At 53.4% G+C, this 26,394-nt stretch carries 31 protein-coding genes; 24 read left to right on the forward strand and 7 right to left on the reverse strand.

The genetic code is table 11. The annotated features are described in order from the left end of the window. Positions 1-123 precede the first annotated feature (123 nt). From nsrR to OGY07_RS14610, 11 genes are all read left to right on the forward strand, one after another. On the forward strand, positions 124-549 hold the full coding sequence (gene nsrR / locus OGY07_RS14560; protein WP_042289582.1) for a nitric oxide-sensing transcriptional repressor NsrR: 426 nt from the start codon (positions 124-126) through the stop codon (positions 547-549). A 38-nt stretch (positions 550-587) separates the two neighbouring features. After that, positions 588-3,035, forward strand: coding sequence for a ribonuclease R (rnr, locus tag OGY07_RS14565; RefSeq protein WP_248316242.1), 2,448 nt, complete (start codon positions 588-590; stop codon positions 3,033-3,035). A gap of 64 nt (positions 3,036-3,099) precedes the next feature. Beyond that, entirely contained in the window at positions 3,100-3,831 is a 732-nt protein-coding gene (gene rlmB, locus OGY07_RS14570) for a 23S rRNA (guanosine(2251)-2'-O)-methyltransferase RlmB (RefSeq protein WP_042289578.1), read from the forward strand. A 104-nt stretch (positions 3,832-3,935) separates the two neighbouring features. Next, entirely contained in the window at positions 3,936-4,337 is a 402-nt protein-coding gene (locus OGY07_RS14575) for a YjfI family protein (RefSeq protein ID WP_286601374.1), read from the forward strand. A gap of 17 nt (positions 4,338-4,354) precedes the next feature. After that, positions 4,355-5,053: a PspA/IM30 family protein gene (locus OGY07_RS14580; RefSeq protein WP_181823298.1), complete on the forward strand. Its 699-nt coding sequence runs from the start codon at positions 4,355-4,357 to the stop codon at positions 5,051-5,053. Further along, a complete protein-coding gene (locus tag OGY07_RS14585; protein ID WP_269677427.1) occupies positions 5,053-6,123 on the forward strand; it encodes a potassium channel family protein in 1,071 nt (356 codons plus the stop codon). Before OGY07_RS14580 ends, OGY07_RS14585 begins: the two co-directional genes overlap by 1 nt. Further along, positions 6,096-6,779, forward strand: coding sequence for a YjfK family protein (locus OGY07_RS14590; RefSeq protein ID WP_286601880.1), 684 nt, complete (start codon positions 6,096-6,098; stop codon positions 6,777-6,779). The genes OGY07_RS14585 and OGY07_RS14590 overlap by 28 nt, the downstream gene beginning before the upstream one ends. A gap of 17 nt (positions 6,780-6,796) precedes the next feature. Then, a complete protein-coding gene (locus OGY07_RS14595) occupies positions 6,797-7,195 on the forward strand; it encodes a DUF350 domain-containing protein (RefSeq protein WP_042289568.1) in 399 nt (132 codons plus the stop codon). A 9-nt stretch (positions 7,196-7,204) separates the two neighbouring features. Further along, positions 7,205-7,846 carry a DUF1190 domain-containing protein gene (locus tag OGY07_RS14600; RefSeq protein WP_060570938.1) on the forward strand — a complete coding sequence of 214 codons (642 nt, stop codon included), beginning with the start codon at positions 7,205-7,207 and terminating at the stop codon, positions 7,844-7,846. A gap of 2 nt (positions 7,847-7,848) precedes the next feature. Further along, positions 7,849-9,012 (forward strand): glutathionylspermidine synthase family protein, encoded by a 1,164-nt coding sequence (locus OGY07_RS14605; protein ID WP_286601378.1) that lies wholly within the window; start codon positions 7,849-7,851, stop codon positions 9,010-9,012. An 84-nt stretch (positions 9,013-9,096) separates the two neighbouring features. Next, positions 9,097-10,719, forward strand: coding sequence for an isovaleryl-CoA dehydrogenase (locus tag OGY07_RS14610; protein WP_286601380.1), 1,623 nt, complete (start codon positions 9,097-9,099; stop codon positions 10,717-10,719). Positions 10,720-10,767: 48 nt separating this feature from the next. Here the strand turns inward: OGY07_RS14610 and yjfN are convergent, their stop codons facing one another. Together yjfN and bsmA are read right to left on the reverse strand one after the other, a co-directional pair. Continuing rightward, positions 10,768-11,043: a DUF1471 family protease activator YjfN gene (gene yjfN / locus OGY07_RS14615; RefSeq protein ID WP_072197155.1), complete on the reverse strand. Its 276-nt coding sequence runs from the start codon at positions 11,041-11,043 to the stop codon at positions 10,768-10,770. A gap of 147 nt (positions 11,044-11,190) precedes the next feature. Beyond that, a complete protein-coding gene (bsmA, locus tag OGY07_RS14620) occupies positions 11,191-11,520 on the reverse strand; it encodes a biofilm peroxide resistance protein BsmA (RefSeq protein WP_042289558.1) in 330 nt (109 codons plus the stop codon). 182 nt (positions 11,521-11,702) lie between these two features. On the opposite strand from bsmA, the gene yjfP reads away from it, so the two are divergent. Beyond that, complete coding sequence (gene yjfP / locus OGY07_RS14625) at positions 11,703-12,452, forward strand: esterase (protein ID WP_286601382.1); 750 nt, start codon at positions 11,703-11,705, stop codon at positions 12,450-12,452. On the opposite strand, the gene ulaR is transcribed toward yjfP, so the two are convergent. Together ulaR and ulaG are read right to left on the reverse strand one after the other, a co-directional pair. Continuing rightward, positions 12,449-13,204 carry an HTH-type transcriptional regulator UlaR gene (gene ulaR, locus OGY07_RS14630; protein WP_042289553.1) on the reverse strand — a complete coding sequence of 252 codons (756 nt, stop codon included), beginning with the start codon at positions 13,202-13,204 and terminating at the stop codon, positions 12,449-12,451. The two genes, yjfP and ulaR, sit on opposite strands and share 4 nt — an antisense overlap. Before the next feature lie 105 nt (positions 13,205-13,309). Continuing rightward, on the reverse strand, positions 13,310-14,374 hold the full coding sequence (gene ulaG / locus OGY07_RS14635) for an L-ascorbate 6-phosphate lactonase (protein ID WP_286601384.1): 1,065 nt from the start codon (positions 14,372-14,374) through the stop codon (positions 13,310-13,312). A 359-nt stretch (positions 14,375-14,733) separates the two neighbouring features. Here ulaG and ulaA point away from each other — a divergent pair, with 359 nt between their 5' ends. From ulaA to OGY07_RS14665, 6 genes are read left to right on the forward strand one after another with little or no spacing between them, the layout of a single operon-like run. Then, positions 14,734-16,131 (forward strand): PTS ascorbate transporter subunit IIC, encoded by a 1,398-nt coding sequence (ulaA, locus tag OGY07_RS14640; protein ID WP_060570933.1) that lies wholly within the window; start codon positions 14,734-14,736, stop codon positions 16,129-16,131. A gap of 15 nt (positions 16,132-16,146) precedes the next feature. Next, positions 16,147-16,452, forward strand: a complete 306-nt coding sequence (gene ulaB, locus OGY07_RS14645; RefSeq protein WP_042289546.1) for a PTS ascorbate transporter subunit IIB — start codon at positions 16,147-16,149, stop codon at positions 16,450-16,452. Positions 16,453-16,461: 9 nt separating this feature from the next. Continuing rightward, entirely contained in the window at positions 16,462-16,929 is a 468-nt protein-coding gene (gene ulaC / locus OGY07_RS14650; protein WP_286601388.1) for a PTS ascorbate transporter subunit IIA, read from the forward strand. A 12-nt stretch (positions 16,930-16,941) separates the two neighbouring features. Then, positions 16,942-17,595 carry a 3-keto-L-gulonate-6-phosphate decarboxylase UlaD gene (ulaD, locus tag OGY07_RS14655; protein WP_120714914.1) on the forward strand — a complete coding sequence of 218 codons (654 nt, stop codon included), beginning with the start codon at positions 16,942-16,944 and terminating at the stop codon, positions 17,593-17,595. Positions 17,596-17,604: 9 nt separating this feature from the next. Continuing rightward, positions 17,605-18,459, forward strand: a complete 855-nt coding sequence (locus OGY07_RS14660) for an L-ribulose-5-phosphate 3-epimerase (RefSeq protein WP_181822123.1) — start codon at positions 17,605-17,607, stop codon at positions 18,457-18,459. After that, on the forward strand, positions 18,459-19,145 hold the full coding sequence (locus OGY07_RS14665; protein ID WP_211935827.1) for an L-ribulose-5-phosphate 4-epimerase: 687 nt from the start codon (positions 18,459-18,461) through the stop codon (positions 19,143-19,145). The genes OGY07_RS14660 and OGY07_RS14665 overlap by 1 nt, the downstream gene beginning before the upstream one ends. A gap of 149 nt (positions 19,146-19,294) precedes the next feature. On the opposite strand, the gene yjfY is transcribed toward OGY07_RS14665, so the two are convergent. Further along, the gene (yjfY, locus tag OGY07_RS14670) at positions 19,295-19,570 is read right to left on the reverse strand and encodes a DUF1471 family protein YjfY (RefSeq protein WP_286601393.1); all 276 of its coding nucleotides are present in this window, start codon (positions 19,568-19,570) and stop codon (positions 19,295-19,297) included. 147 nt (positions 19,571-19,717) lie between these two features. Beyond that, positions 19,718-21,841, reverse strand: coding sequence for a hypothetical protein (locus OGY07_RS14675; protein ID WP_286601395.1), 2,124 nt, complete (start codon positions 21,839-21,841; stop codon positions 19,718-19,720). A 280-nt stretch (positions 21,842-22,121) separates the two neighbouring features. On the opposite strand from OGY07_RS14675, the gene rpsF reads away from it, so the two are divergent. The 5 genes from rpsF (at position 22,122) to OGY07_RS14700 (ending at position 24,635) form a co-directional block, all read left to right on the forward strand. Beyond that, positions 22,122-22,517: a 30S ribosomal protein S6 gene (gene rpsF, locus OGY07_RS14680; RefSeq protein ID WP_001216673.1), complete on the forward strand. Its 396-nt coding sequence runs from the start codon at positions 22,122-22,124 to the stop codon at positions 22,515-22,517. Between the two features lie 6 nt (positions 22,518-22,523). Continuing rightward, positions 22,524-22,838: a primosomal replication protein N gene (gene priB / locus OGY07_RS14685; RefSeq protein ID WP_042289531.1), complete on the forward strand. Its 315-nt coding sequence runs from the start codon at positions 22,524-22,526 to the stop codon at positions 22,836-22,838. Between the two features lie 4 nt (positions 22,839-22,842). Beyond that, on the forward strand, positions 22,843-23,070 hold the full coding sequence (gene rpsR / locus OGY07_RS14690) for a 30S ribosomal protein S18 (RefSeq protein WP_000135199.1): 228 nt from the start codon (positions 22,843-22,845) through the stop codon (positions 23,068-23,070). A 41-nt stretch (positions 23,071-23,111) separates the two neighbouring features. Next, the gene (gene rplI, locus OGY07_RS14695; RefSeq protein WP_012907347.1) at positions 23,112-23,561 is read left to right on the forward strand and encodes a 50S ribosomal protein L9; all 450 of its coding nucleotides are present in this window, start codon (positions 23,112-23,114) and stop codon (positions 23,559-23,561) included. A 144-nt stretch (positions 23,562-23,705) separates the two neighbouring features. After that, positions 23,706-24,635: a DMT family transporter gene (locus OGY07_RS14700; RefSeq protein WP_286601401.1), complete on the forward strand. Its 930-nt coding sequence runs from the start codon at positions 23,706-23,708 to the stop codon at positions 24,633-24,635. 38 nt (positions 24,636-24,673) lie between these two features. Here the strand turns inward: OGY07_RS14700 and OGY07_RS14705 are convergent, their stop codons facing one another. Next, on the reverse strand, positions 24,674-25,324 hold the full coding sequence (locus OGY07_RS14705; RefSeq protein ID WP_286601403.1) for an OapA family protein: 651 nt from the start codon (positions 25,322-25,324) through the stop codon (positions 24,674-24,676). Between the two features lie 218 nt (positions 25,325-25,542). Here OGY07_RS14705 and bamJ point away from each other — a divergent pair, with 218 nt between their 5' ends. After that, a complete protein-coding gene (bamJ, locus tag OGY07_RS14710) occupies positions 25,543-26,163 on the forward strand; it encodes a BamJ family beta-barrel-assembly machinery protein (protein WP_042289524.1) in 621 nt (206 codons plus the stop codon). Positions 26,164-26,394: the final 231 nt, after the last annotated feature.

Below are 26,394 nucleotides of genomic sequence, written 5' to 3' on the forward strand. Positions count from 1 at the left end.
GTACAATGCAATATCCTCGCTTTTTTCCTTCCCAAACTGAAATAAATTAGCGACCTGGCGAGTGGCTGGTTTATCATCAATAAATGAGTTGTATCCCGTTTTCCCCTTTTCCTTGAGGTTGATGTGCAGTTAACGAGTTTCACCGATTACGGATTACGTGCGCTAATCTATATGGCGTCGCTACCGGAAGGACGCATGACCAGTATTTCTGAGGTGACAGAAGTCTACGGCGTGTCCCGTAATCATATGGTCAAAATAATCAATCAACTTAGCCGGGCGGGCTTCATTACTGCTATCCGGGGAAAAAACGGCGGGATACGCCTGGGCAAAGCCGCGAATACTATCCGTATCGGCGACGTCGTGCGTGAACTCGAACCGTTGTCGCTGGTGAACTGTAGCAGCGAGTTTTGCCATATCACCCCTGCCTGTCGACTCAAACAGGCGCTTTCTAAGGCCGTGCAATGTTTTCTGACGGAACTGGACAACTACACGCTTGCCGATTTGGTTGAAGAAAATCAACCGCTTTATAAATTATTGCTGGTGGAGTGACGAAAATCTCCACCGGAGCTGACAATGGAGGAACCTCAATGTCACAAGATCCTTTCCAGGAACGCGAAGCTGAAAAGTACGCGAACCCTATCCCGAGCCGGGAATTTATCCTCGAACACTTAACAAAACGTGAAAAACCGGCCAACCGTGACGAGCTGGCCGCAGAACTGAATATTGAAGGCGAAGAGCAGCAGGAAGCCCTGCGTCGTCGCCTTCGCGCAATGGAGCGTGACGGCCAGTTGGTCTTCACCCGCCGCCAGTGCTATGCGCTGCCGGAACGTCTTGACCTGTTGAAAGGTACCGTTATCGGCCACCGTGATGGTTACGGCTTTCTGCGCGTCGAAGGGCGTAAAGACGATCTGTACCTCTCCAGCGAGCAGATGAAAACCTGCATTCATGGCGATCAGGTGCTGGCGCAGCCGCTGGGCGCGGATCGTAAAGGCCGCCGTGAAGCGCGTATCGTGCGCGTGCTGGTGCCGAAAACCAGCCAAATTGTGGGCCGCTACTTTACCGAAGCGGGCGTGGGTTTTGTCGTCCCTGACGACAGCCGCCTGAGTTTTGACATCCTTATTCCGCCGGAAGAGATCATGGGCGCGCGCATGGGCTTTGTGGTGGTGGTTGAACTCACTCAGCGTCCGACGCGTCGCACCAAAGCGGTGGGTAAAATCGTCGAAGTGCTGGGCGACAACATGGGCACCGGCATGGCGGTTGATATGGCGCTGCGCACCCATGAAATCCCCTATATCTGGCCACAGGCAGTCGAAAAGCAGGTTGCCGGGCTGAAAGAAGAGGTTCCGGAAGCGGCGAAAGCAGGGCGCGTTGACCTGCGTTCTCTGCCGCTGGTGACCATTGATGGCGAAGATGCCCGCGATTTTGATGATGCGGTTTATTGCGAGAAGAAGCGCGGCGGCGGCTGGCGTTTGTGGGTGGCGATTGCCGACGTGAGCTATTACGTGCGTCCGCCAACGCCGCTCGACCAGGAAGCGCGCAACCGCGGCACCTCCGTTTACTTCCCGTCGCAGGTTGTGCCAATGCTGCCGGAAGTGCTTTCCAACGGCCTGTGTTCTTTGAACCCGCAGGTGGACCGCCTGTGCATGGTCTGCGAAATGACCATCTCGAATAAAGGCCGTCTGACCGGTTACAAATTCTACGAAGCGGTGATGAGCTCTCATGCGCGTCTGACCTACACCAAGGTCTGGCATATGCTGCAAGGCGATCAGGACCTGCGCGAGCAGTACGCACCGTTGGTGAAGCATATCGAAGAACTGCACAATCTGTACAAGGTGCTGGAGAAAGCGCGTGAAGAACGTGGCGGTATCTCGTTTGAAAGCGAAGAAGCGAAGTTTATTTTTAACGCTGAACGTCGTATTGAACGAATCGAGCAAACCCAGCGTAACGACGCCCATAAGCTGATTGAAGAGTGCATGATTCTGGCGAACATCTCTGCGGCGCGGTTCGTTGAGAAAGCCAAAGAGCCTGCGCTGTTCCGCATCCACGACAAGCCAACCACAGAGGCGATCACCTCTTTCCGTTCCGTGTTGGCGGAGTTGGGACTCGAACTGCCGGGCGGAAACAAACCTGAACCGCGCGACTATGCGGAACTGCTGGAATCCGTTGCCGATCGTCCGGACGCGGAAATGCTGCAAACCATGCTGCTGCGTTCAATGAAACAGGCAATCTACGATCCGGAAAACCGTGGTCACTTTGGTCTGGCGCTGCAATCTTATGCCCACTTTACTTCGCCGATCCGCCGTTATCCGGATCTCTCGCTGCACCGCGCCATCAAATATCTGTTGGCGAAAGAGCAGGGGCATAAAGGTAACACCACTGAAACCGGCGGCTACCATTATTCGATGGAAGAGATGCTCCAGTTGGGCCAGCATTGTTCGATGGCTGAACGCCGCGCCGACGAAGCGACGCGCGACGTGGCCGACTGGCTGAAGTGCGACTTTATGCTCGATCAGGTGGGTAACGTCTTTAAAGGCGTGATTGCCAGCGTCACTGGCTTTGGCTTCTTTGTGCGTCTGGATGAACTGTTTATTGATGGTCTGGTACACGTCTCCTCGCTGGAAAACGACTACTATCGTTACGATCAGGTCGGGCAGCGTCTGACCGGCGAATCCAGCGGCCAGACTTACCGTCTGGGCGATCGCGTGGAAGTGCGCGTCGAAGCGGTCAATATGGATGAGCGTAAGATCGACTTTAGCCTGATCTCCAGCGAACGCGCGCCGCGCAACGTTGGCAAGACAGCGCGTGAGAAAGCGAAGAAAGGCGATGCCGGGAAAAAAACCAGCCGTCGTCGGCAGGTCGGCAAAAAAGTGAACTTTGAGCCAGACAGCGCATTCCGCGGTGAGAAGAAGACGAAGGCCAGGCCGTCAACGACGAAAAAAGGCGATAAAAAAGCGAAAAAGCCTTCGGCAAAAACGCTGAAAATCGCCGCCGCCACTAAAGCTAAACGCGCGGCGAAGAAAAACGCCGCCGAATAATTGCGAAAAACTGCCGCCGGGCCGCTAACCTGACCCGGCGAAAACAACCTTAATGAGTACTTTCATGAGTGAAATGATTTACGGCATCCATGCGGTGCAGGCCCTGCTTGAGCGTGCTCCTGAGCGTTTTCAGGATGTCTTTATTCTTAAAGGTCGTGAAGATAAGCGTCTGTTGCCGCTGATCCACGCGCTGGAAGCGCAGGGCGTGGTCATCCAGGTGGCGAACCGCCAGTTTCTGGATGAAAAAAGCGAGGGTGCGGTACATCAGGGGATTATCGCCCGGGTGAAGCCGGGGCGTCAGTATCAGGAGAACGATCTGCCGGATTTGATCGCTTCACACGATCAACCGTTCCTGCTGATCCTTGACGGCGTCACCGATCCGCACAACCTCGGCGCCTGTCTGCGTAGCGCAGACGCCGCTGGCGTACATGCGGTGATTGTGCCGAAGGATCGCTCGGCGCAACTGAACGCGACGGCGAAAAAAGTCGCCTGTGGCGCTGCCGAAAGCGTTCCGTTAATCCGCGTCACTAACCTGGCGCGTACCATGCGTATGTTGCAGGAAGAGAACATCTGGATTGTGGGAACGGCAGGTGAGGCCGACCATACGCTTTACCAGAGCAAAATGACCGGCCGCATGGCGTTGGTGATGGGCGCGGAAGGTGAAGGTATGCGCCGTCTGACCCGTGAGCACTGCGACGAACTTATCAGCATTCCAATGGCAGGCAGCGTGTCATCGCTGAACGTCTCCGTGGCGACTGGGATTTGCCTTTTCGAAGCGGTGCGTCAGCGCAGCTAAATCTCTTTTTAAGTAAAAGCCATCCGTTTTCGGATGGCTTTTTTTTATTTATTGCGATTACTATAACCGACTAAAATGGATTATGACTCAATGGGAAATGTTATATGCCATGGACTCCGCTGGCGCTTGCTGATGCGCTACAGAATAATGTCGCTTTAAATATAGAAATCACAAATAATGAAAAAGCCTTAATCATTAAAATGAATGATTATGGCGACCTGCTGCTCTCGGTGTTATTTACCTCACGACAGATAATTATTGAAACACGTGTGTGTCCGGTGACGGCGATTCATAATCAGCCTGAATTTAATCTTTTCCTGCTCCGTCACCAGAAAATGTTGCCGCTCTCATCGGTTGGCATTTCGGGCATTCAAAATGAAGAGTACTACGTGGTGTTTGGCGCGCTATCGCTATATTCCTCGTTGAACGATGTTGTTCTTGAAATTACCACGCTGGTCGAAAATGCGTTAGATCTCGCAGAAGTCACGGAAGAGTACGCGCAGTAATCATCAGGGAGAAAATGATGGGTATTTTAAAAAGTTTATTTACGCTGGGTAAATCAATGATCTCCCAGGCGGAAGCTTCAATTGAAGAAGCGCAGGGCGTAAGAATGCTGGAGCAGCATATTCGCGACGCTAAAACTGAACTTAATAAAGCGAATCAGTCGCGTGTCGAACTGCTCGCCCGGGTGAAACTCAGCAACGACAAACTTTATGATTTGCGCGAGCGTAAAGCCAGCCTCGAGAAGCGGGCGCTGGAAGCGCTGAATAAAAAGGTTGACGCCGCGTTAATCAATGAGGTCGCAGAAGAAATAGCGCGCCTGGAAAACCTCATTACGGCAGAAGAGCAAGTACTTGCTAACCTTGAAGCGTCGCGGGACGGCGTAGAGAGAGCCGTAACAGCCACCGGTCAGCGCATTTCACAATTTGAGCAGCAGTTGGAAGTCGTAAAGGCGACGGAGGCGATGCAGCGCGCGCAGCAGGCGGTCACCACCTCTACCGTAGGCGCCTCCTCCAACGTCTCTACAGCGGCAGAATCACTCAAGCGCATCCAGACGCGCCAGGCAGAACGTCAGGCACGGCTGGACGCGGCGGCGCAGTTGGAAAAAGTGGCGGATGGGCGCGATCTGGACGAGCGGCTGGCTGAAGTGGGCATCGGCGGCAGCAATAAAAGTTCAGCTCAGGATGTGTTAGCGCGCCTGCAACAGCAAAAAGGTGAGTAATGCTGTTCACCTGGCTTGTCAGGGCCTGCCAGCGGCACCTTTCCCGGGTGACCTGGCCTGCGTTATTGGGTTTGTTTATCAGTCAGTACCTGATTTGTTATCTGGTTCTGACCCTGCTGGGTGAAACGGCGCTGGTCGGTCGCCTGAGCGACTTCATCTACTACTGTTCGGTGGTGGGGTCTACGCTGGGTTTTGGTGACTTAAGCCCGCAGACCGCCGGAGGACGTTTGTTTACCGGCCTCTGGCAAATCCCGGTAAGCGTTGGCTTATTTGGTGCGCTGATGGGAAAGGTCATTGCGCAGGTACAAGGAACGTTAGCGAAAGGATTAACCGGGATGGGCGATTTTCGACATCTGCGTAAACATATGCTGGTGATTGGTTGGCGGGGCCATCAGACGGAGAAGATGATCTCGCTTCTGCTTTACGATACCCGACGCGCCTTTGAACGGGTTTTGCTGTGTGAGTGGGACGAGATGCAACACCCGCTGTCAGGCAACCGCTGGGTGGATTTCCTGCGCGTCAGTAATATTAACGACCCACAGGAACATCAGCGGATGGGGCTGAGCCACTGCCAGAGCGTAATCATTTATGCCAGAACAGACGAGCAGACCTTTACCGCTGCGCTATCGCTGGCGGGCTTTGTTCCGCCGAACAGCCATATCGTGGTGTATCTGGAAGATGAACGTTACGCCGGACTGCTTGAAACACACTGTCCGCAAATAGAAATTGTGCGCAATCTCTCCGCGGAGCAGCTGTCCCGTTCGATCCAGGATCCCGGTTCCTCACAGTCGGTGGCTTCCATTATGAATCCCATGCTCGGCGACACCGGCTTTGCCCTGCCTGTGCCGCAAGCGGTTACGCCTTTCCGCTATGGCGCGCTGATGCGCTATATGAAACTTCATCATGACGCGACGGTGCTCGGTATCAGCCATTGCAAGAACGGTCGCGGCATGGAGCTAAACCCGGTGATTTCAACCGAAGTCCGCGGTGGCATGTGGTTACACCTGGTCGGCAACAGCCGCATCCTGGCGGACGATGTCGCCTGGCAAGAGATAGGAGAAGCGAGATGACGTCGTTCTTTCAACGGCTGTGGAGAAGGTCAGCCCCACAGGCGCCGGTTCGTGGACCGTTAGGACTGCACCTCAATGCCGGGTTTACGCTGGATACGCTGGCGTTCCGCCTACTGGAGGCGTCGCTTTTGGTGGAACTGCCCGGTGAAGAATATACCGTTGCGGCTGTCAGCCATATCGATCTGGGGGGAGGCAGTCAAATTTTCCGTTATTACACCTCCGGCGATGAGTTTTTACAGATAAACACCACCGGAGGCATGGGCGTCGAGGATATCGACGACATCAAACTGTTCGTTTACCAGACCTGTGACGGCATAAGCCAGGAAGCGCACTGGCGTGCGGCCATCAGTCCAGTGGCCATTGGTACGCCGACGTTGACCTGGCAGGCGCAGCGCTGGCAGCGATTTTTTAACCGCGAGGAGCCGGGAAACATCGCGCCGATCTTTATGCTGGAAAAAGTGGAGAATCAACAGCAGGCAAAATGGGATATCCACAATTTCTCGATGGGCTACCAGCGTCAGATCACTGACGACACCTGGGAATACTTGCTGCTGAACGGGGAGGAGACATTTGACGAGCGCGGAGAGCCCGAGTGGGTCTTTTCACGCGCGCTGGGCGTTGATATTCCCCTGACTTCATTGAATATTATCGGTTAATTACAGGGAAGCATGTGATGCACATTCTGGATTCATTATTGGCCTTCTGCGCCTATTTTTTTATTGGCGCGGCGATGGTTATCCTTTTCCTTTTTATCTACTCCAAAATTACGCCGCACAATGAATGGCGATTGATAAAAACTAATAACACCGCAGCCTCGCTGGCCTTCAGCGGTACGCTGCTGGGATATGTTATTCCGTTATCCAGCGCGGCAATAAACGCCGTTAGCATTCCGGATTATTTTGCCTGGGGAGGCATTGCGCTGGTCATTCAGCTCATCATCTACGCTAGCGTCAGGCTGTATATGCCGACGCTGAGCGAGAAAATTATTCAGCATAATACGGCGGCGGGACTATTTATGGGCACCTCCGCACTGGCGGGCGGTATTTTCAATGCGGCTTGCATGACGTGGTAATGGACGATCATGGCTAAAAAAACAGGAAACAAAAAACGTAAAACAGGCTTAGGTCATGCAGCGATTACCCGGATCGACCGTCCGGTAAACCCTTTCGAGCCTAAACGCAGCCGGTACAGTGGCAAAGTGCTGACGCTGGCGATCATGGGCGGCGCGGCTTTTTTCGCCTTGAAAGGGTGCAGTGACAGTGACGATGTCGACAACGATGGTGACGGCGTTTTTTACGAAACGGTGCAGAACTGCATTGATGACGGCAATAATATTAGCGTTTGCGTTGATGCCTGGAATAACGCGAAAACCGAATTTTATAACACCTTGCCAAAAAGGATGAGCAAGAGCGACTGCGAAACCCAGTTCGGCAACTGTTATCAGGATATTATCGACCAGAGCTGGGTGCCTGTCATTTCTGGCTTTTTGCTCAGCCGTGCGCTCCGTAAAGATCGTGATGAGGCGTATGTTTATAGCAGCAATGGGTCATCCTACGTTTCTCGTCCCGTCTGGCGTACGACGTCTGGCGACTACGCCTGGCGTACTGGCTCGCGAAAAACAGACTCTGCGACCAGCCATAGCTACAGCACGAAAAAGGTATCAACGGTGTCTCGTGGAGGTTACGGACGCTCGTCCAGCGCCCGTGGCAGCTGGGGGGGCTAACCATGCTGCGACATGATGTGCCGGTTCGCCGGGATCTGAATCAGATCGCCTGCGATCACGGTTTCGATTTTCATATCATTGATAACGAAATCTACTGGGATGAAAGCCGGGCTTACCGCTTCACGCTTCGGCAAATTGAAGAACAGATCGAAAAGCCGACGGCAGAATTGCATCAGATGTGCCTGGAAATCGTCGATCGTGCGATAAAAGATGAGCATATTCTTGAGCAACTGGCGATCCCGCCGCTTTACTGGGATGCGATTGCTGAAAGCTGGCGCAGCAAGGATCCTACGCTGTACGGACGTATGGATTTTGTCTGGTGCGGTAATGCGCCGGTTAAGCTGCTTGAATACAACGCAGACACCCCAACGTCATTATACGAGGCGGCGTATTTCCAGTGGCTGTGGCTGGAGGATGCCCGCCGAAGCGGCGCGATTCCCCGTGATGCCGATCAGTACAATGCGATACAGGAGCGCCTGATTTCGCGGTTTGCGGAGCTTTATCGTCCGGAACCATTTTATTTTTGCTGCTGTGAAGACAGCGATGAAGATCGCACCACGGTGCTTTATTTACAGGACTGTGCGGAGCAGGCGGGCCAGGAGACGCGGTTTCTTTATCTCGAAGAGCTGGGGCTTGGTGTTGGCGGCGTGTTAACCGATCTCAACGATAACGTGATTCAGCGCGCCTTTAAGCTCTATCCGCTGGAATGGATGATGCGGGACGATAACGGGCCATTGTTACGCAAGCGACGAGAACAATGGATTGAACCTTTATGGAAAAGTATCCTCAGCAACAAGGGGTTAATGCCACTGCTGTGGCGCGTCTTCCCGCGGCATCCCAATTTGCTTCCGGCCTGGTTTGACGGGGAAAGGCCCTGTATCCAGGCGGGGGCAAGCTGTGTGCGCAAGCCGATTTTCTCCCGTGAGGGGGGTAACGTGACGATCTTTGACGGCCATCAGCAGGTAATGGAGCATGCCGATGGTGATTATGCCGACGAACCCATGATCTATCAGGCGTTTCAGCCGCTACCACGCTTCGGCGACAGCTATACGCTGGTCGGCAGTTGGATCGTAGATGATGAAGCCTGCGGTATGGGGATCCGTGAAGATAACACCCTGATCACCAAAGATACGTCACGATTCATACCTCACTACATCTCGGGGTGATCCCACTTTTGTGATCTCTCTCCGTCGTCATTCAACCGGCAGCGACCATACTTACTGTCGCGGCCATTGAAGGAGGGAGACACAATGCACTGGCAAACGCATACCGTTTTTAACCAACCGATACCGTTGAATAACAGCAATCTTTTCTTGTCTGACGGCGCGCTGTGCGAAGCGGTTGTCCGGGAAGGGGCTGGCTGGGACGGTGAACTGCTCGCCAGCATCGGACAACAGCTTGGCACCGCCGAGTCTCTGGAGCTGGGACGGCTGGCGAACAGCTGGCCGCCGGAATTATTGCGCTATGACCCGCAGGGGCAGCGTCTGGACGATGTGCGTTTTCATCCCGCCTGGCATCTGCTTATGCAGGGGCTATGTACCAACCGCGTGCACAACCTACCCTGGGAGGAGGAGGCGCGCGCCGGATCGTTTGTCGCCCGCGCTGCGCGCTTTGTCCTGCATGCGCAGGTGGAAGCCGGGACGCTATGCCCGATAACCATGACCTTTGCCGCCACGCCACTTTTACAGCAGATGCTCCCGCCCCCCTTTTCTGACTGGTTGACACCGTTAGTGAGCGATCGCTACGACTCACATCTTTTGCCTGGCGGGCAAAAACGCGGCCTGCTCATTGGTATGGGGATGACGGAGAAACAGGGCGGGAGCGATGTGCTGAGCAATACCACCCGCGCGGAGCGACTGGAAGACGGATCGTACCGGCTGGTGGGGCACAAATGGTTTTTCTCCGTCCCGCAAAGCGATGCCCATCTGGTGCTGGCCCAGACGGATGGGGGGCTATCCTGTTTCTTCGTACCGCGTTTTTTGCCCGACGGAAAGCGCAACGCTGTGCGGCTCGAACGTCTCAAAGACAAACTGGGTAATCGCTCCAATGCCAGTTGCGAAGTGGAGTTTCAGGATGCCCTTGGCTGGCTGCTGGGTGAAGAGGGCGAAGGCGTTCGCCATATCCTGAAGATGGGCGGCATGACGCGCTTTGATTGCGCGCTCGGTAGCCATGGGTTGATGCGCCGCGCTTTCTCAGTGGCGATTTACCACGCGCACCAGCGTCAGGTTTTTGGCAAGCCGCTAATTGAACAGCCTATGATGCGTCAGGTACTCAGCCGGATGGCGCTACAGCTTGAGGGGCAAACCGCGCTGTTGTTCCGTCTGGCTCGCGCGTGGGAACGCCGGAGCGAAGCAAAAGAGCAACTGCTGGCCCGTCTGTTTACCCCTGCCGCTAAATTCGCGGTTTGTAAAAGCGGTATCCCGTTTGTGGCCGAAGCGATGGAAGTCCTCGGTGGCGTGGGGTATTGCGAAGATAGCGAACTGCCGCGGCTATACCGCGAAATGCCGGTTAACAGCATCTGGGAAGGTTCAGGAAACGTAATGTGTCTCGACGTTCTGCGGGTCGTCAGTAAACAAACCGGCGCGGATGAAATACTGAGCGAAACCTTTTCTGATATGAGGGGGCAGGACCGCCATTTTGATCGTGCGGTTCGCCAACTGCAACAGCGGCTACGTAAACCTGTGGAAGCGCAGGGGCGTGACATCACCCAACTGATTTATCTGCTCGGCTGCGGTTCGCAAATGCTGCGATACGCGTCGCCGCCGGTTGCGCAGGCATGGTGTCAGATGATGCTGGATACGCGTGGAGGAAGACGCTTATCGGAACAGGTTCAGGATGAAGTACTGCTGAGGGCGACGGGAGGAGTACGGTAATCTCTTAGCCGGGTGGCGCAACGCTGACCCGGCTCAGGAAGGGCAGAATCAGGCGTAAAGGATGGCCTGGACGCGCCAGTTATCAGGCTGCTGTTCTTCATACATCTGCACAATGCGATACCACGAAGCGCCTTGTTCATCGGCTTTAAGCGCCACGATACGCTCCACGTCCTGTGGATTTCCTGAAATATTACTGACTGAAATCAGGCCAATTTCATTGAGGCCCGTCACGCAGTCCGCGCTGGCAAATTCGGCAGATTGCGCCGTCGTGCTTATCAGCCCGGCAGTAAGCAGCAGTGAGGATAAGGCAAGAGATTGGTTCATCGTCAGCTCCATTTTACGTTTCCCCGCAAGACGCAGGGCATTCCATCGCCGTAATAAACCTCGAGCTTCCTGCTGTCGGTTTATTGTGCACAGATAAACGTATAGAGGCGTAAAGCAACGTGAAACTGACTTAAATTTCAGCATCTTTTATTTACGATATAAAATGGCCTGTGAATACCACTGACCCGTCACGATCGTCTCATCGACCATGACGATAACGTAATAATCGGCTTTCGCGGCGGCGGCTTTGGCTTTAACCTCATCAATTGCGTCATCCGGAGACCCCCTCACCATTGAGGTGACGGTGCCCATTCGCTGCAACCCTTGCGTTTGATTGCGGCGTATTTCCTGCGGATGATCGGCGACGGGTGGCGCTGGCTGCGGCTTACCTTCAAGTACGCTGCATCCCGTTAACAACATAACCAGCATCAAAGGGACAAGCCGACGCATAACTCTATCTCGTTTACTGATAGTCATAGTGTAGTGCCTATTTAATTTCCCTTTGGGGGAATGTTCCCGAAATGTTAACTTCCGCGCGATTTTCGAATGAAAATGTCGTGAAAGCGTAATCCAGTTCTCAACATTATGAATCGTTGTTGAACACTTAACACTGCTTAATGGATCGCCCTGTGGCGTACCGGACAAAAAAGGACCCGCAAATGATTGAAATAGAAACATGTCAGTTGGCGGAGCATCACCTGCTGCACGCTTTCCCAACCGGTAAAATCAGTACACCTTTACCGAGTATCATTTTCTATCACGGGTTCACGTCGTCAGCGCTGGTTTACAGCTACTTTGCCGTCGCGCTGGCTCAGGCCGGTTTTAGGGTCATTATGCCAGACGCCGCAGAACACGGCGCGCGTTTCAGCGGTAACGCACCGTTGCGAATGACGCGCTTCTGGCAGATTTTGCAGCAAAACATGCAGGAATTTACTGCGTTACGTGCGGCTATTCTCCAGGAGAACTGGCTGCAGGATGACAGGCTTGCCGTGGCGGGAGCGTCAATGGGCGGTATGACCGCACTCGGGATCATGACGCAGCATCCTGAAGTCAGCTGCGTGGCCAGCCTGATGGGCTCGGGTTACTTCACCCGTCTGGCAAAAACGCTGTTTCCCCCTTCGACGTTGGATACGCCAGCGCAGCAGGCGACGTTCGACAGCGTTATCGCGCCACTGGCGAAGTGGGATGTCTCGCAACAGCTGGAACAGGTGTCCGACAGGCCGCTGCTGTTATGGCATGGAGTGGAGGATGATGTCGTGCCAGCAGAAGAGTCGTTTCGCTTGCAGCGGGCGCTGGCGCAGGCTGGACGAGACCGGAATCTGACCTGTGAGTGGCAGACGGGCGTGCGCCATCGCATCACGCCCGAAGCCCTGGCGGCGACGGTCTCTTTTTTTCGTCAGCACCTTTAAACGCGTATAATGCTTACGCCCTGCGCCTCAAGCTGTTTCAGGATTTCAGGGTTAGCATGTTTGCCGGTGATAAGCATATCGATCTGATCTGCGCGACTGAACAGCATCCCCGCCCGTTCGCCCACTTTGCTGCTGTCGACCAATACGACCAGCTTGCCGACCACACTCAGCATTTTTTGCTCGGCCATAGCGGTGAGCATGTCCGTTTTGTACAGGCCATCCGTGGTCAGCCCTTTACCGCTGGTGAACATCCAGTGTCCGGCATAGAGACTGTTTTCACTGCCCTGGGGGCTCAGGGTGATCGACTGGGTTTTATTATACTGGCCGCCCATGATGATCACGCTGTCATGCTCCTGATCGATCAGGTAATTGGCCAGCGGAAGATAGTTGGTGATGATCTGCACAGGTTTACCACACATCTCGCGCCCCAACAAAAAGGCAGTGGAGCCGCAGTTAATCACAACGCTTTCCCCCGGATTGACCAACTGGGAGGCGGCTTTCGCGATACGAACTTTTTCATCGTGGTTTTGGGCCTGATGCAGGTTCATTGGCGTCCAGCGTGGGCGCTGCTGGGCGATGGCTTCGGCTCCGTTTCGCACTTTTTTTAGCTTGCCGCTCTCATCAAGTTTATTGATATCCCGGCGTGCCGTTGCAGGGGAGATACCCAAACGTTCAACGACATTTTCCACGGTGACAAAGCCCAGTTGTGCCAGCATATCCAGCAAAATTTGATGTCTTTGCGCTTCAGTCATGAGCTATTCCGATACAAAATGATTTTAAAAGATGATATTTGAAATAGCCTGAAAATACTAAAGTAAATATGAAAAAAATGCCGGGAAAACCCGGCATTATCGCGATTACAGGAACGATTTAAACGGCAGATCGGGCTCAATAGTGAAGCAGTCGTCAAAGCCGCGCGGATAGTGATATTCAAGGTTATCCTTATCCAAAGGCCAGGTGAATTTCCCGCCAACCTGCCAGATGAACGGCTTAAAACCGTATTTAAGGCGATCTTTTTTCATTTCCCACAAGACGCGGATTTCCTGCGGATCGGCCTGGAAATTTGACCAGATATCATGGTGGAACGGGATCACGACTTTCGTGTTCAGGGATTCCGCCATGCGCAGAATGTCTGCACTGGTCATTTTATCGGTGATTCCGCGTGGGTTTTCGCCATAGGAGCCCAGCGCCACGTCGATCTGATGCTCGTTGCCGTGCTTCGCATAGTAGTTGGAGTAGTGGGAATCTCCGCTGTGGTACAGCGTCCCCCCCGGCGTTTTGAACAGATAGTTAACGGCGCGCGCATCCATGCCGTCAGGCAGAACGCCTGCGGCTTTCTGGTCCGCCGGGAGGGTGATCAGCGCGGTGCGGTCAAACGCGTCAAGGGCATGTATTTCAATATCTTTTACTTTAACCACATCGCCTGGTTTTACCACGATGCAGCGCGATTTCGGCACACCCCAACCTATCCAAAGGTCCATGCAGGTCTGCGGCCCAATGAACGGCACATCGTCCGCGCAGTTTTGCATCACCGCTGCCGCCACATTGACATCAATATGATCGTTATGATCGTGTGTTGCCAGCACCGCGTCGATCTGGCGAATCGCGAAAGGATCCAGCACAAATGGCGTGGTGCGCAGGTTTGGCTGCAATTTTTTTACGCCCGCCATACGCTGCATCTGGTGGCCGGTCTTCATCAGCGGGTTACCGTGGCTTTGTTTTCCGGTACCGCACCAGAAATCCACGCACACATTGGTGCCGCCTTCGGATTTCAGCCAGATGCCGGTACACCCCAGCCACCACATTGCAAATGTGCCTGGCGCCACGCGTTCTTGTTCAATCTCTTCGTTCAGCCAGCTTCCCCATTCCGGAAAAGTGTTCAGGATCCATGATTCACGGGTGATGGTATTCACTTTACTCATTGTTTGACTCCTGGGTTCAATCAAAAGTAATCATTTTATGATTTGATGTGATTCATGTTGTCACCATTTTGAGCGGTTTGCAATGGGGGGAACGTGGGGTTTTACCTTATTGATCACACGGTCAATACCGGATTATGCCGGTAATTGAGCGTGTATATTTAATTAATTCCATGAAAAATAAAGAGTAATTCTGTTTTCTGGTTATATCATGAAATCCATTATGAAAAGAGGGGAAATAATTTGCGTGATGCGTCACAAATAATCAAATTTAATCTTGTGGTGATTATTTGTGATTACTAGAGTGATGGCACCAACCACACCGGGATTACCCCTCGTGTTCCTTTTTACTGGAGAGAGTTATGGAGATCCTCTACGACGTCTTTACCGTTTTCTTTAATCAGGTAATGACAAACGCGCCGCTTCTGCTCGGCATCGTGACGTGCCTCGGTTATATCCTGCTGCGTAAAAGCGTCAGCGTGATTATTAAAGGCACCATTAAAACCATTATTGGTTTTATGCTGTTGCAGGCGGGGTCTGGCATTTTGACCAGCACCTTTAAGCCGGTTGTTGCCAAAATGTCTGAGGTGTACGGCATCAACGGCGCGATCTCCGATACCTACGCCTCGATGATGGCAACCATTGACCGGATGGGCGATGCATACAGTTGGGTAGGGTATGCCGTGCTTCTGGCGCTGGCGCTGAATATTTGTTACGTCCTGCTCCGACGTATTACCGGCATCCGCACCATCATGCTGACCGGACACATCATGTTCCAACAGGCGGGGCTGATCGCGGTGTCGCTCTACATCTTCGGCTATTCGATGTGGACCACTATTATCTGCACCGCCATCCTGGTCTCCCTGTACTGGGGCATTACGTCCAACATGATGTACAAGCCGACTCAGGAAGTGACTGACGGCTGCGGTTTCTCCATCGGTCACCAGCAGCAGTTCGCCTCCTGGATCGCTTATAAGGTCGCGCCATATCTGGGTAAAAAAGAAGAAAGCGTTGAAGATCTCAAGCTACCGGGCTGGCTGAATATCTTCCACGACAACATCGTTTCAACGGCCATCGTGATGACGATTTTCTTTGGCGCGATCCTCCTTTCCTTCGGCATCGACACGGTGCAGGCGATGGCGGGTAAAACACACTGGACGGTGTATATCCTGCAAACCGGCTTCTCATTTGCCGTGGCGATTTTCATCATCACCCAGGGCGTGCGTATGTTTGTCGCCGAACTGTCCGAAGCGTTCAACGGTATTTCTCAACGCCTGATTCCCGGCGCCGTGCTGGCTATCGACTGCGCCGCGATTTACAGCTTTGCGCCTAACGCGGTGGTCTGGGGCTTTATGTGGGGCACCATCGGCCAACTGATCGCGGTCGGTATTCTGGTGGGTTGCGGTTCGTCCATTCTGATCATTCCGGGCTTCATCCCGATGTTCTTTTCCAACGCCACCATTGGCGTCTTTGCCAACCACTTTGGCGGCTGGCGCGCGGCGCTGAAGATCTGTCTGGTGATGGGGATGATCGAAATCTTTGGTTGCGTCTGGGCCGTGAAACTCACGGGTATGAGCGCCTGGATGGGGATGGCCGACTGGTCGATTCTGGCGCCGCCGATGATGCAGGGCTTCTTCTCCCTCGGCATCGCGTTTATGGCCGTCATTCTGATTATCGCATTGGTTTATATGGTCTTCGCCGGACGCGCGCTACGTGCGGAAGAAGACGCAGAAAAACAACTGGCAGAACATTCTGCTTAATGAGGAGTGTGGATTATGACCGTACGTATTCTGGCTGTATGTGGCAACGGGCAAGGGAGTTCCATGATCATGAAAATGAAAGTGGATCAGTTTTTAACCCAATCCAATATCGACCACACGGTAAACAGCTGTGCTGTCGGCGAGTACAAAAGCGAGCTGGGCGGCGCCGACATCATCATCGCCTCAACCCATATCGCCGGTGAGATTAGCGTGACAGGTAACAAATATGTGGTGGGCGTTCGCAATATGTTATCGCCCGCTGACTTTGGCCCAAAGCTGCTGGAAGTGATCAAACAACATTTTCCGCAGGATGTGAAGTAAGGGGACGTCATGAAACTACGTGATTCGCTGGCGCAAAACCATTCTGTCCGTTTGCAGGCTGAAGCCAGCACCTGGCAAGACGCCGTGAAGATTGGCGTTGACCTGCTGGTGGCCGCTGAGGTCGTCGAGCCGCGCTACTACCAGGCCATTCTTGATGGCGTAGCGCAGTTTGGCCCGTACTTCGTGATTGCCCCTGGGCTGGCGATGCCGCATGGCCGACCGGAAGAGGGCGTTAAGAAAACCGGTTTCTCGTTGGTAACGTTGAAGACGCCGCTGGCGTTTAACCACGAAGATAACGATCCGGTCGATATCCTGATCACCATGGCCGCCGTTGATGCGAATACCCATCAGGAAGTGGGCATCATGCAGATCGTGAATCTGTTTGAAGACGAGGCCAATTTTGACCGTTTACGCGCCTGCCGTACCGAGCAGGATGTGCTTGATTTAATAGATAACGCCACCGCGGCGGCTGTTTAAGAGGAATTTCATATGTCTCAGTTACCCATGTTACAGGTTGCGCTGGATAATCAAACGCTGTCTCACGCCTACGAGACCACCCGCCTGATTGCGGAAGAAGTAGACATTATTGAGGTGGGCACCATTCTCTGCGTTGGGGAAGGGGTACGCGCGGTGCGTGACCTGAAAGCGCTCTATCCACACAAAATCGTACTGGCGGACGCCAAAATCGCCGACGCGGGCAAGATCCTGTCCCGGATGTGCTTTGAAGCCAACGCCGACTGGGTGACCGTCATCTGTTGCGCAGATATCAACACCGCGAAAGGCGCGCTGGATGTGGCGAAAGAGTTTAACGGCGACGTACAGATTGAGCTGACCGGATACTGGACCTGGGAGCAGGCGCAGCAGTGGCGTGATGCGGGCATCCAGCAGGTGGTTTATCACCGTAGCCGTGACGCGCAGGCGGCGGGTGTTGCATGGGGCGAGGCGGATATCAGCGCCATCAAGCGCCTTGCCGATATGGGCTTTAAAGTGACCGTGACCGGTGGCCTGGCGCTGGAAGATCTGCCGCTGTTCAAAGGGATTCCTGTTCACGTCTTTATTGCCGGGCGTAGCATTCGCGATGCCGACTCTCCGGTTGAAGCGGCGCGCCAGTTTAAACGTTCCATCGCCCAACTGTGGGGATAAGGAGCGGATATGCTGTCGAAACAGAACCCGTTAGGCATCTATGAAAAAGCGCTCCCTGCCGGGGAGTGCTGGCTGGAGCGCCTGCGGATGGCGAACACGCTGGGTTTTGACTTCGTTGAAATGTCGGTGGATGAGACCGATGCGCGCCTTGCGCGACTCGACTGGAGCCGCGAACAGCGACTGACGCTGGTGAGCGCCATTGCGGAGACTGGCGTGCGTATTCCATCCATGTGTCTGAGCGCCCATCGTCGTTTTCCGTTAGGAAGCGAAGATGACGCGGTGCGCGCTCAGGGCCTGGAGATCATGCGCAAGGCGATTCAGTTGGCGCAGGATATCGGGATCCGCGTGATCCAGTTAGCCGGCTACGACGTCTATTATCAGGAAGCCAATAACGAGACGCGCCGTCGTTTTCGTGACGGTCTGAAAGAGAGCGTAGAGATGGCTAGCCGGGCGCAGGTGACGCTGGCGATGGAGATCATGGATTACCCTCTGATGAACTCCATCAGTAAGGCGTTAGGCTACGCGCACTATCTGAATAACCCGTGGTTCCAGTTGTATCCCGATATCGGCAACCTGTCGGCATGGGATAACGATGTTCAGATGGAGCTGCAGGCCGGGATAGGTCATATCGTGGCGGTTCATGTAAAAGACACGAAGCCGGGCGTATTCAAGAACGTGCCGTTTGGCGAAGGCGTTGTCGATTTTGAACGTTGTTTTGCGACGCTCAAGCAGAGTGGGTATTGCGGGCCATACCTGATTGAGATGTGGAGCGAAACGGCGGACGATCCGGCGCGTGAGGTGGCGAAAGCGCGCGACTGGGTGAAAGCGCGCATGGTCAGCGCAGGTCTGGTGGAGGCAGCATGATGCAGATGTTAAAGCAGCAGGTGTTTAACGCCAACATGGATCTTCCTCGCTATGGCCTGGTGACCTTTACCTGGGGCAACGTCAGCGCCATCGACCGGGAACGCGGCCTGGTCGTGATAAAACCGAGCGGGGTCCCTTACGAGACCATGACGGTTGATGACATGGTGGTGGTCGACATGGACGGTCATGTCGTGGAGGGGCGGTATCGTCCTTCATCCGATACCGCTACGCATCTTGCGCTGTACCGCCATTATCCGTCACTCGGGGGCGTCGTGCATACCCACTCCACCCATGCCACCGCCTGGGCGCAGGCGGGGCTGGCGATACCGGCGCTCGGCACCACCCACGCGGATTACTTTTTTGGCGACATCCCTTGTACCCGGGCGCTGAGCGAAGCAGAAGTGCAGGGTGAGTACGAGCGCAATACGGGCACGGTAATCATCGAAACGCTGGGCGACATTGAACCGCTGCATACGCCGGGAGTTGTGGTGTATCAGCACGGCCCATTTGCGTGGGGCAAAGATGCTCACGATGCGGTGCATAATGCCGTGGTCATGGAGGAGGTAGCGCGGATGGCATGGATTGCGCGGGGGATTAACCCAGACCTCAGCCCCATCGACGATTATCTGATGAACAAACACTTCATGCGTAAACACGGTCCGAACGCTTACTATGGGCAGAAGTGAAGCTGCAAGAAGTGAAGAAGTAAATAGCGCCGGAACTCACTCCCTGGCGGGGAGGTAATCGGTCAGGTTCTGGCGGTTTTTGCAAAAAAAGCCCCCTGCAAAGGGGGCGAATCAGAGTATGGCATTATTTTTCGTTGGTTTACCTGGTGCTAGCGATAAATCTCTGCGCTGGGGTGGATGTTGCCATTGCTGCCGGGTTCGCGGATCAAAATAACATGGGAATACGTCGCGCCTTGCGCATCGGCTTCGTCGTTTAGCGCATCTTTAGCGTCGCTTTCCGTGGCGACGTTATGGTTGATGTAAATGACGCCTAAGCTCTGAACATCATCCATATTTCTGGCCTGCTGGTTATCAATCTCAATGGCGGCAAGCGCATTGGTGCCCAGCAAAAGCCCAGCCAGAAGGGCTATCATACGGGTTCGCATACCTACCTCCTCGACTGCTAACTCGGATGAGCGAGACCGTTTTTAGGGTAACCCCTGTTGATCTTATTTTAATCGCTACCCGCAATGTCGATGGCGACCTTTTCTGATGCAGTTGTTCAAAAAATTACCGCATCAGGCATAGCAGAATTAATTCTTCGACTCAGTGGGAATCGCCTCTGCAGTGGCGGCATCTTGTCTGTTATCAGGCAGTCTGACGCGTATCAACCTGTCATGAAAAACCAGGATCAGCGTATTTCCCTGCCAGTTAAAAGCCATGTTTTTTAACCCGCAGTAGCGAAGCCGGTGCAATGATGCAATTTTTGTCGCGCTGGCGACATCCCAGATATCAGCGGTTATTCCTGAACCCGCCGGTTTTTCACAACCTGCCTGAGCAAAAAAGCGTCCATGAGCGGAACGGGCGGTTGCAGTGATACTGTCAGCATTTTTAAGCTCTGCGCTAAAGCGCCATTTGCCGCTGAGACTATCAATAAAATAGGTCCCCATTCGCCAGGCATTCATGTGATGTTGAAGCGGTGATTGATGTTGATAATGCAGCGCTATCCAGTGGGCCTCACTGGAGCCCAGCGGATATGGCGTATGTCGGGTGATGTCATCGGCAGATAAATCGATGCGGCGGCTTCTGATATCGGCTGGCGATCGGAAAGGAACCGTATACGAGAGTTCAGCTCTTCCGGTTTCTGAATTAAGTTTGACTAATCCATTGCTGTCTTCAAGCCAAAAATAGCCAGGGGTTGAAATCAGGACCGGTTGAATGGAGTTTCCGCTGGCGAAATGGTTACGACAAGTTTTGAACAGGCTATTTTCTGGCGGAGATATACGCGAATCGATACGGCGAAAAATTAAACATCCTTTCCCCTCGTCGCTATAGTCGCTCGAAAAGGTAATGGGATTCCCGTTCGCATCACTGAACCATGATGTCACGCCAGTTTCTTCATTTAAAGCCAGCGTAGCTATTTCTCTGGTGGGGATATTCAGTTCAAACCACTGGCCTGAAGACGTTTTGAACCAGGCCTTCTGTCCTTTATGGACCAACGTTAAACCGGACAGGCTTTCCCCTTGCCAAAGTTGGGTGGCATGCTGCGGATGTCCGGGCTCGGTGATATAGAGTTCCGAAACGTAATTTTGCTGTTGGCGATCGTAGCGTTTCGTGGCGAATAATGAATTACCGTCAGGAAGTTCCTTGTATTCCTTAATTTCCCGGGAGTCATCCGTATCAGAAAGGAGATCTTTGAGTGTGATTGTTACCATGCTCATGGCGTCGGATGACGTTGTTTCACCAGACTGACGTTCAGGCGCAGTTTCCGCTAACGGTACTTTTTTAACCCATGCCGTGACCTCTGAAGCCAGTTCGCTTTGCAGATTATTTTTCTTCAGGTAGGTGGTAATGGGTTTGATACTCTCTTCCAGTACGAGCTTGTCAGAGAGATAGCTCTGTAATGGCCTGAGGCCCGGCCCGAGGAGAGTGAAGTTTTTCCAGTAGTCGATTCTGTTCGCTATTGCCTTTAGATACGAATAATGAGGATTAGGCGATACAACACATGTCGTTAGGATCAACGCAACTTTTGGCTCGCCAAAAACAGCGCTGGCGTCCATTATTTTCAGATAAGTGGTTCGTTTAGTGTCACCTACAGAGTAGGTTTTTCGTGCCTCTGTAAACGATATTTCTTCTTGTAGTTCAGGCTGTTTAATTAATTCCTGCGGCGCCCGCCATAACCAATGCTGTGAAATCGCCAGATTTGTTTTGTGTTCAACTTCTTTGGCCGTGATATAGCCTGCCTGCTGTGCTTGCCATAATTTCGGCGTGATAAATTTTTCAGCCAGGCTGGTGGCCACTTCCGGTCTGTGTGATAGCAGGGTCTGCCCCCAGTCCTCTTCCAGGTAAGCGACAGGCATTGACGCTGACTGAAGGCTAAAATTTTCTTGTTTAAGTAAGTCCGACAGCTTCGGCGCCAGCGTATTCCAGTCGGCGGCGATCGCCAGCGTCATTTTATCCGCCGCAATACGTTTTTTGCCATCCAGCCAGACCAGAATGTTGGTATCGTCCAGGGGCGCTCTCGGCGAATTTGCCAGGCCCCGCTCTGCGGGCGATTCCCACTGCCACCGGGTAAAAACCGGCGCAGGATTATAGTCAGCATAGGGTGATGGTAAACAGCTTTCAGGGTGCGGCGGGCTCTCTGTGCCCGTCTGAATGACATACCAGGCCATCAGGCCTGTGAAAATAAACGCCAGCCCACATTTTTTGCTAAGCATCCTTTGCTCCAGGTCAAATATTCCATTTTATCTCCCTGCATACTAAGTGGTCATCCCGGCAAAAACCATCTAATAACAACCACAAGATGAACTTCTCTCTTCTCGCCGGGGGATGAGCAGCGACAGCGAGCAGGCGATTGTTTGCAAATCGCCTTGAGTTTCCCGTCTGACCCCAGTATTATGACGCGTCATTTTTCAGCCGACCTTTAACACGTTCCTTGCCTCCCCGGGCCTCGGCTGACCCAGACAGGAGGCTGAATAATCCGTAAGGAGCAATTCGATGCGTCATTACGAAATCGTTTTTATGGTCCATCCTGACCAGAGCGAACAGGTTCCGGGCATGATCGAGCGTTACTCTGCTGCCATCACTGGCGCAGAAGGCAAGATCCACCGTCTGGAAGACTGGGGCCGCCGTCAGCTGGCTTACCCGATCAACAAACTGCACAAAGCGCACTACGTTCTGATGAACGTTGAAGCGCCGCAGGAAGTGATCGATGAGCTGGAAACAACCTTCCGCTTCAACGATGCCGTTATCCGTAGCATGGTAATGCGTACCAAGCACGCTGTTACCGAAGCATCTCCGATGGTTAAAGCGAAAGACGAGCGCCGTGAGCGTCGCGATGATTTCGCAAACGAAACCGCAGATGATGCTGAAGCTGGGGATTCTGAAGAGTAATTTCTGATGACCAACCGTCTGGTGTTGTCCGGCACCGTGTGCAGGGCTCCCCTTCGAAAGGTCAGTCCATCAGGAATTCCGCATTGCCAGTTCGTGCTTGAGCATCGTTCTGTGCAAGAGGAAGCCGGGTTTCACCGGCAGGCGTGGTGCCAAATGCCCGTTATTGTTAGCGGACATGAAAACCAGGCCATTACTCACAGTATAACGGTCGGTAGTCGCATAACCATTCAGGGATTTATCTCTTGCCACAAAGCAAAGAACGGCCTGAGCAAAATGGTTCTGCATGCCGAGCAGATTGAATTGATAGATTCTGGAGACTAGCCATATGGCACGTTATTTCCGTCGTCGCAAGTTCTGCCGTTTCACCGCGGAAGGCGTTCAAGAGATCGACTATAAAGATATCGCTACGCTGAAAAACTACATCACCGAAAGCGGTAAGATTGTCCCAAGCCGTATCACCGGTACCCGTGCAAAATACCAGCGTCAGCTGGCTCGCGCTATCAAACGCGCTCGCTACCTGTCCCTGCTGCCGTACACTGATCGCCATCAGTAATCGGTCACGGTCCATTAATACGACTTTGAGAGGATAAGGTAATGCAAGTTATTCTGCTTGATAAAGTAGCAAACCTGGGTAGCCTGGGTGATCAGGTTAACGTTAAAGCGGGCTACGCTCGTAACTTCCTGGTACCACAGGGTAAAGCTGTTCCTGCTACCAAGAAAAACGTTGAATACTTCGAAGCACGTCGCGCTGAACTGGAAGCTAAACTGGCTGACGTTCTGGCTGCTGCAAATGCACGCGCAGAGAAAATCAACGCACTGGAAACCGTTACTATCGCGTCTAAAGCAGGCGACGAAGGTAAACTGTTCGGTTCCATCGGTACTCGCGACATCGCTGACGCTGTTACTGCAGCTGGCGTTGAAGTGGCTAAGAGCGAAGTTCGTCTGCCGAACGGCGTTCTGCGTACCACTGGTGAGCACGAAGTGAACTTCCAGGTTCACAGCGAAGTCTTCGCTAAGCTGACCATTAACGTTGTTGCAGAATAAGTTTTTATTCTGACAGCTTCGTGAAAAACGCCGACCTTGTGTCGGCGTTTTGCTTTTCTTCCTCTGCGCTTTTTCACACTGGCTATTCTTTGCCCTTTTCGGGATAATCATCAAAAATAAAACATAATTTCAATGTGGTGAAGAATGGATACCCCGCACCCGCAATCTCTGTTTGCGCGTAAAAATATTGTCTACCTGAGCGCCGCGTTTTGCTGCCTGTTATGGGGGAGCGCCTACCCGGCGATTAAAAGCGGCTATGAGATCTTCCAGATCGCAACCGATGATATCCCTTCAAAAATTGTTTTTGCCGGTTACCGCTTCCTGTTTGCCGGTCTGCTGCTTCTGCTGCTGGCCATGGCGCAGCGTAAGCCCATCGGCAGATTACGTTCTCGCCAGTTCGGCCAGCTCACGTTACTGGGGCTGACGCAGACCTCTTTACAGTACATCTTCTTTTATATTGGTCTGGCTTTCACCACCGGGGTGAAAGGCTCGATCATGAATGCGACAGGCACCTTCTTTAGCGTACTGCTGGCGCACTTCATCTACCAGAATGACAAGCTGAGCTATAACAAAACACTGGGTTGTATCCTCGGCTTCGCGGGAGTGATGGTGGTGAATTTCAGCAGCGGGCTGGACTTCAGTTTTAGCCTGCTGGGCGACGGGTCTGTCGTCCTGGCGGCATTTATCCTTTCCGCCGCCACGCTTTACGGCAAGCGCATCTCGCAGACGGTTGACCCTACGGTAATGACCGGTTACCAGTTGGGGATTGGCGGCCTGGCGCTGATCGGTGGCGGTTACGCGTTTGGCGGCACGCTCACCGTCCACGGGTTTTCATCTGTCGCGATTCTCGGTTATCTGACATTGCTCTCGTCGGTAGCGTTTGCACTGTGGAGCATTTTGCTCAAATACAACCGGGTGGGAATGATTGCACCGTTTAACTTCTTGATTCCCGTTTCCGGAGCGGTGCTGTCGGCAGTGTTTCTTGGCGAGAATATTCTTGAATGGAAATACGCGATTGCGCTGGTGCTGGTGTGTTCGGGGATCTGGTGGGTCAATAAGGTGCGTAAAGCGTAAATCAGGCCCGGTGGCATACTGTCGCCGGGCATAGGTGATTATCGCGCCCGCAGGAAACTGCCGTCCGGCTGACGGGTGAACAGTACCTGCTGGTCATTGCCGGTATCGATGGTTAAGCCTGTCACCACGCCGTTCGCATTCTGGCGAATCTGCACTAACTGCCCTTCTTTAAGGGTACTCAACGGCTTGCCTGCGCCTTCCACTTTTGCCATGGCATACACGTCTGTCGGCGGCAGCCCGTGGTCGCGGAACAACTGCGCCATCGTTTTACCAGAACCAACGCGGTAAGAACGCCATTGCTGATCGATCCCGCTGTCCGGCTGGAAAGGCTGCGTTTGCGGCTGCGACTGTTGTGCCTGCGGCTGCGTTTCCGGCTGGCCTTCCTGAATGGGTTCCGGCGCCACCGGTGCGACCTGTCCGGGATCGTTTTGCGGCGTGACGAGCTGCGCCTGCAGCTGTGCTTCGGTCGGTGGCTGAGACGGTGACTGAATATCCAGCTGCGCGTCACGGGTTACCGTAGGCGCAACGCTATTGTCGTCGGAGGGAAGCAGGAAACCGATGACCAGCACCACTGCCGCAATAATAATGCCGCGGCGGTGCATCGGCGGAAGCGGGTCCATAAGGCGAAAATTGTCCGGTGCATGCCAGATTTTCGCCAGGGTAGGTTTTAGTTCAAAGCGCCCGGGCATGGCTTTCCTCCTGCTCCGCGTCTCGTTCCTCAATCATAGAGTATAGACAGCTAACGCTATGATGTTCGTGATATTACCCGCTTTTGATATATTCATACGGGATACCCCTATTGTTTCTTTTTCCCCAGGATTTGTCATCCACCCCATGACAACATTTTACCGCAGAGGGCGCGGCTGTTATGCTGCCCGCTACTTTAAATCCGATGAAAGGAAATACGATGGCAACCCCGACTTTTGACACTATCGAAGCGCAAGCAAGCTACGGCATTGGTTTGCAGGTAGGACAGCAACTGAGCGAATCCGGCCTGCAGGGGCTGTTGCCTGAAGCGCTGGTTGCAGGTATTGCCGATGCGCTGGAAGGTAAACAACCGGCTGTTCCGGTTGACGTGGTGCACCGCGCGCTGCGTGAAATTCATGAGCGTGCTGATGCCGTACGTCGCGAACGTTTCCAGGCGATGGCCGCGGAAGGCGTGAAGTATCTGGAAGAAAACCGTGAGAAAGAGGGTGTGAGCAGCACCGAATCCGGTCTGCAATTCCGCGTACTGACCCAGGGTGAAGGTCCGATTCCGGCCCGTACTGACCGCGTTCGCGTGCATTATACCGGCAAGCTGATTGACGGCACCGTATTCGACAGCTCCGTAGCGCGCGGCGAACCGGCTGAATTCCCGGTTAATGGCGTGATCGCCGGCTGGATTGAAGCGCTGACCTTAATGCCGGTCGGCTCGAAGTGGGAACTGACTATTCCTCATGAACTCGCCTACGGTGAACGCGGCGCGGGTGCCTCCATTCCGCCGTTCAGCACGCTGGTGTTTGACGTCGAGCTGCTGGAAATCCTGTAAGCAGAGTCTTCTGTTCCCTTCGGAAAAGAGGGGAACAGAAAATATGCAATAAAACCGCGTATTCGCCGAACATCGGCATTTTATCTTGCAAATGGTTCCGTTGCGTGTATTTTTGTGAGCTAATTCGCGTTATCAGAGTGATATGACACTCACTTTAAACATATAGTTAACATAATATTTAAATCTTAGTATTCATCCCGCCGATTCTTACCTAATATCGATGAGTCCTGA

The sequence above is a fragment of the Citrobacter sp. Cs237 genome, from assembly GCF_030332325.1.
GTDB lineage: Bacteria > Pseudomonadota > Gammaproteobacteria > Enterobacterales > Enterobacteriaceae > Citrobacter_A > Citrobacter_A sedlakii.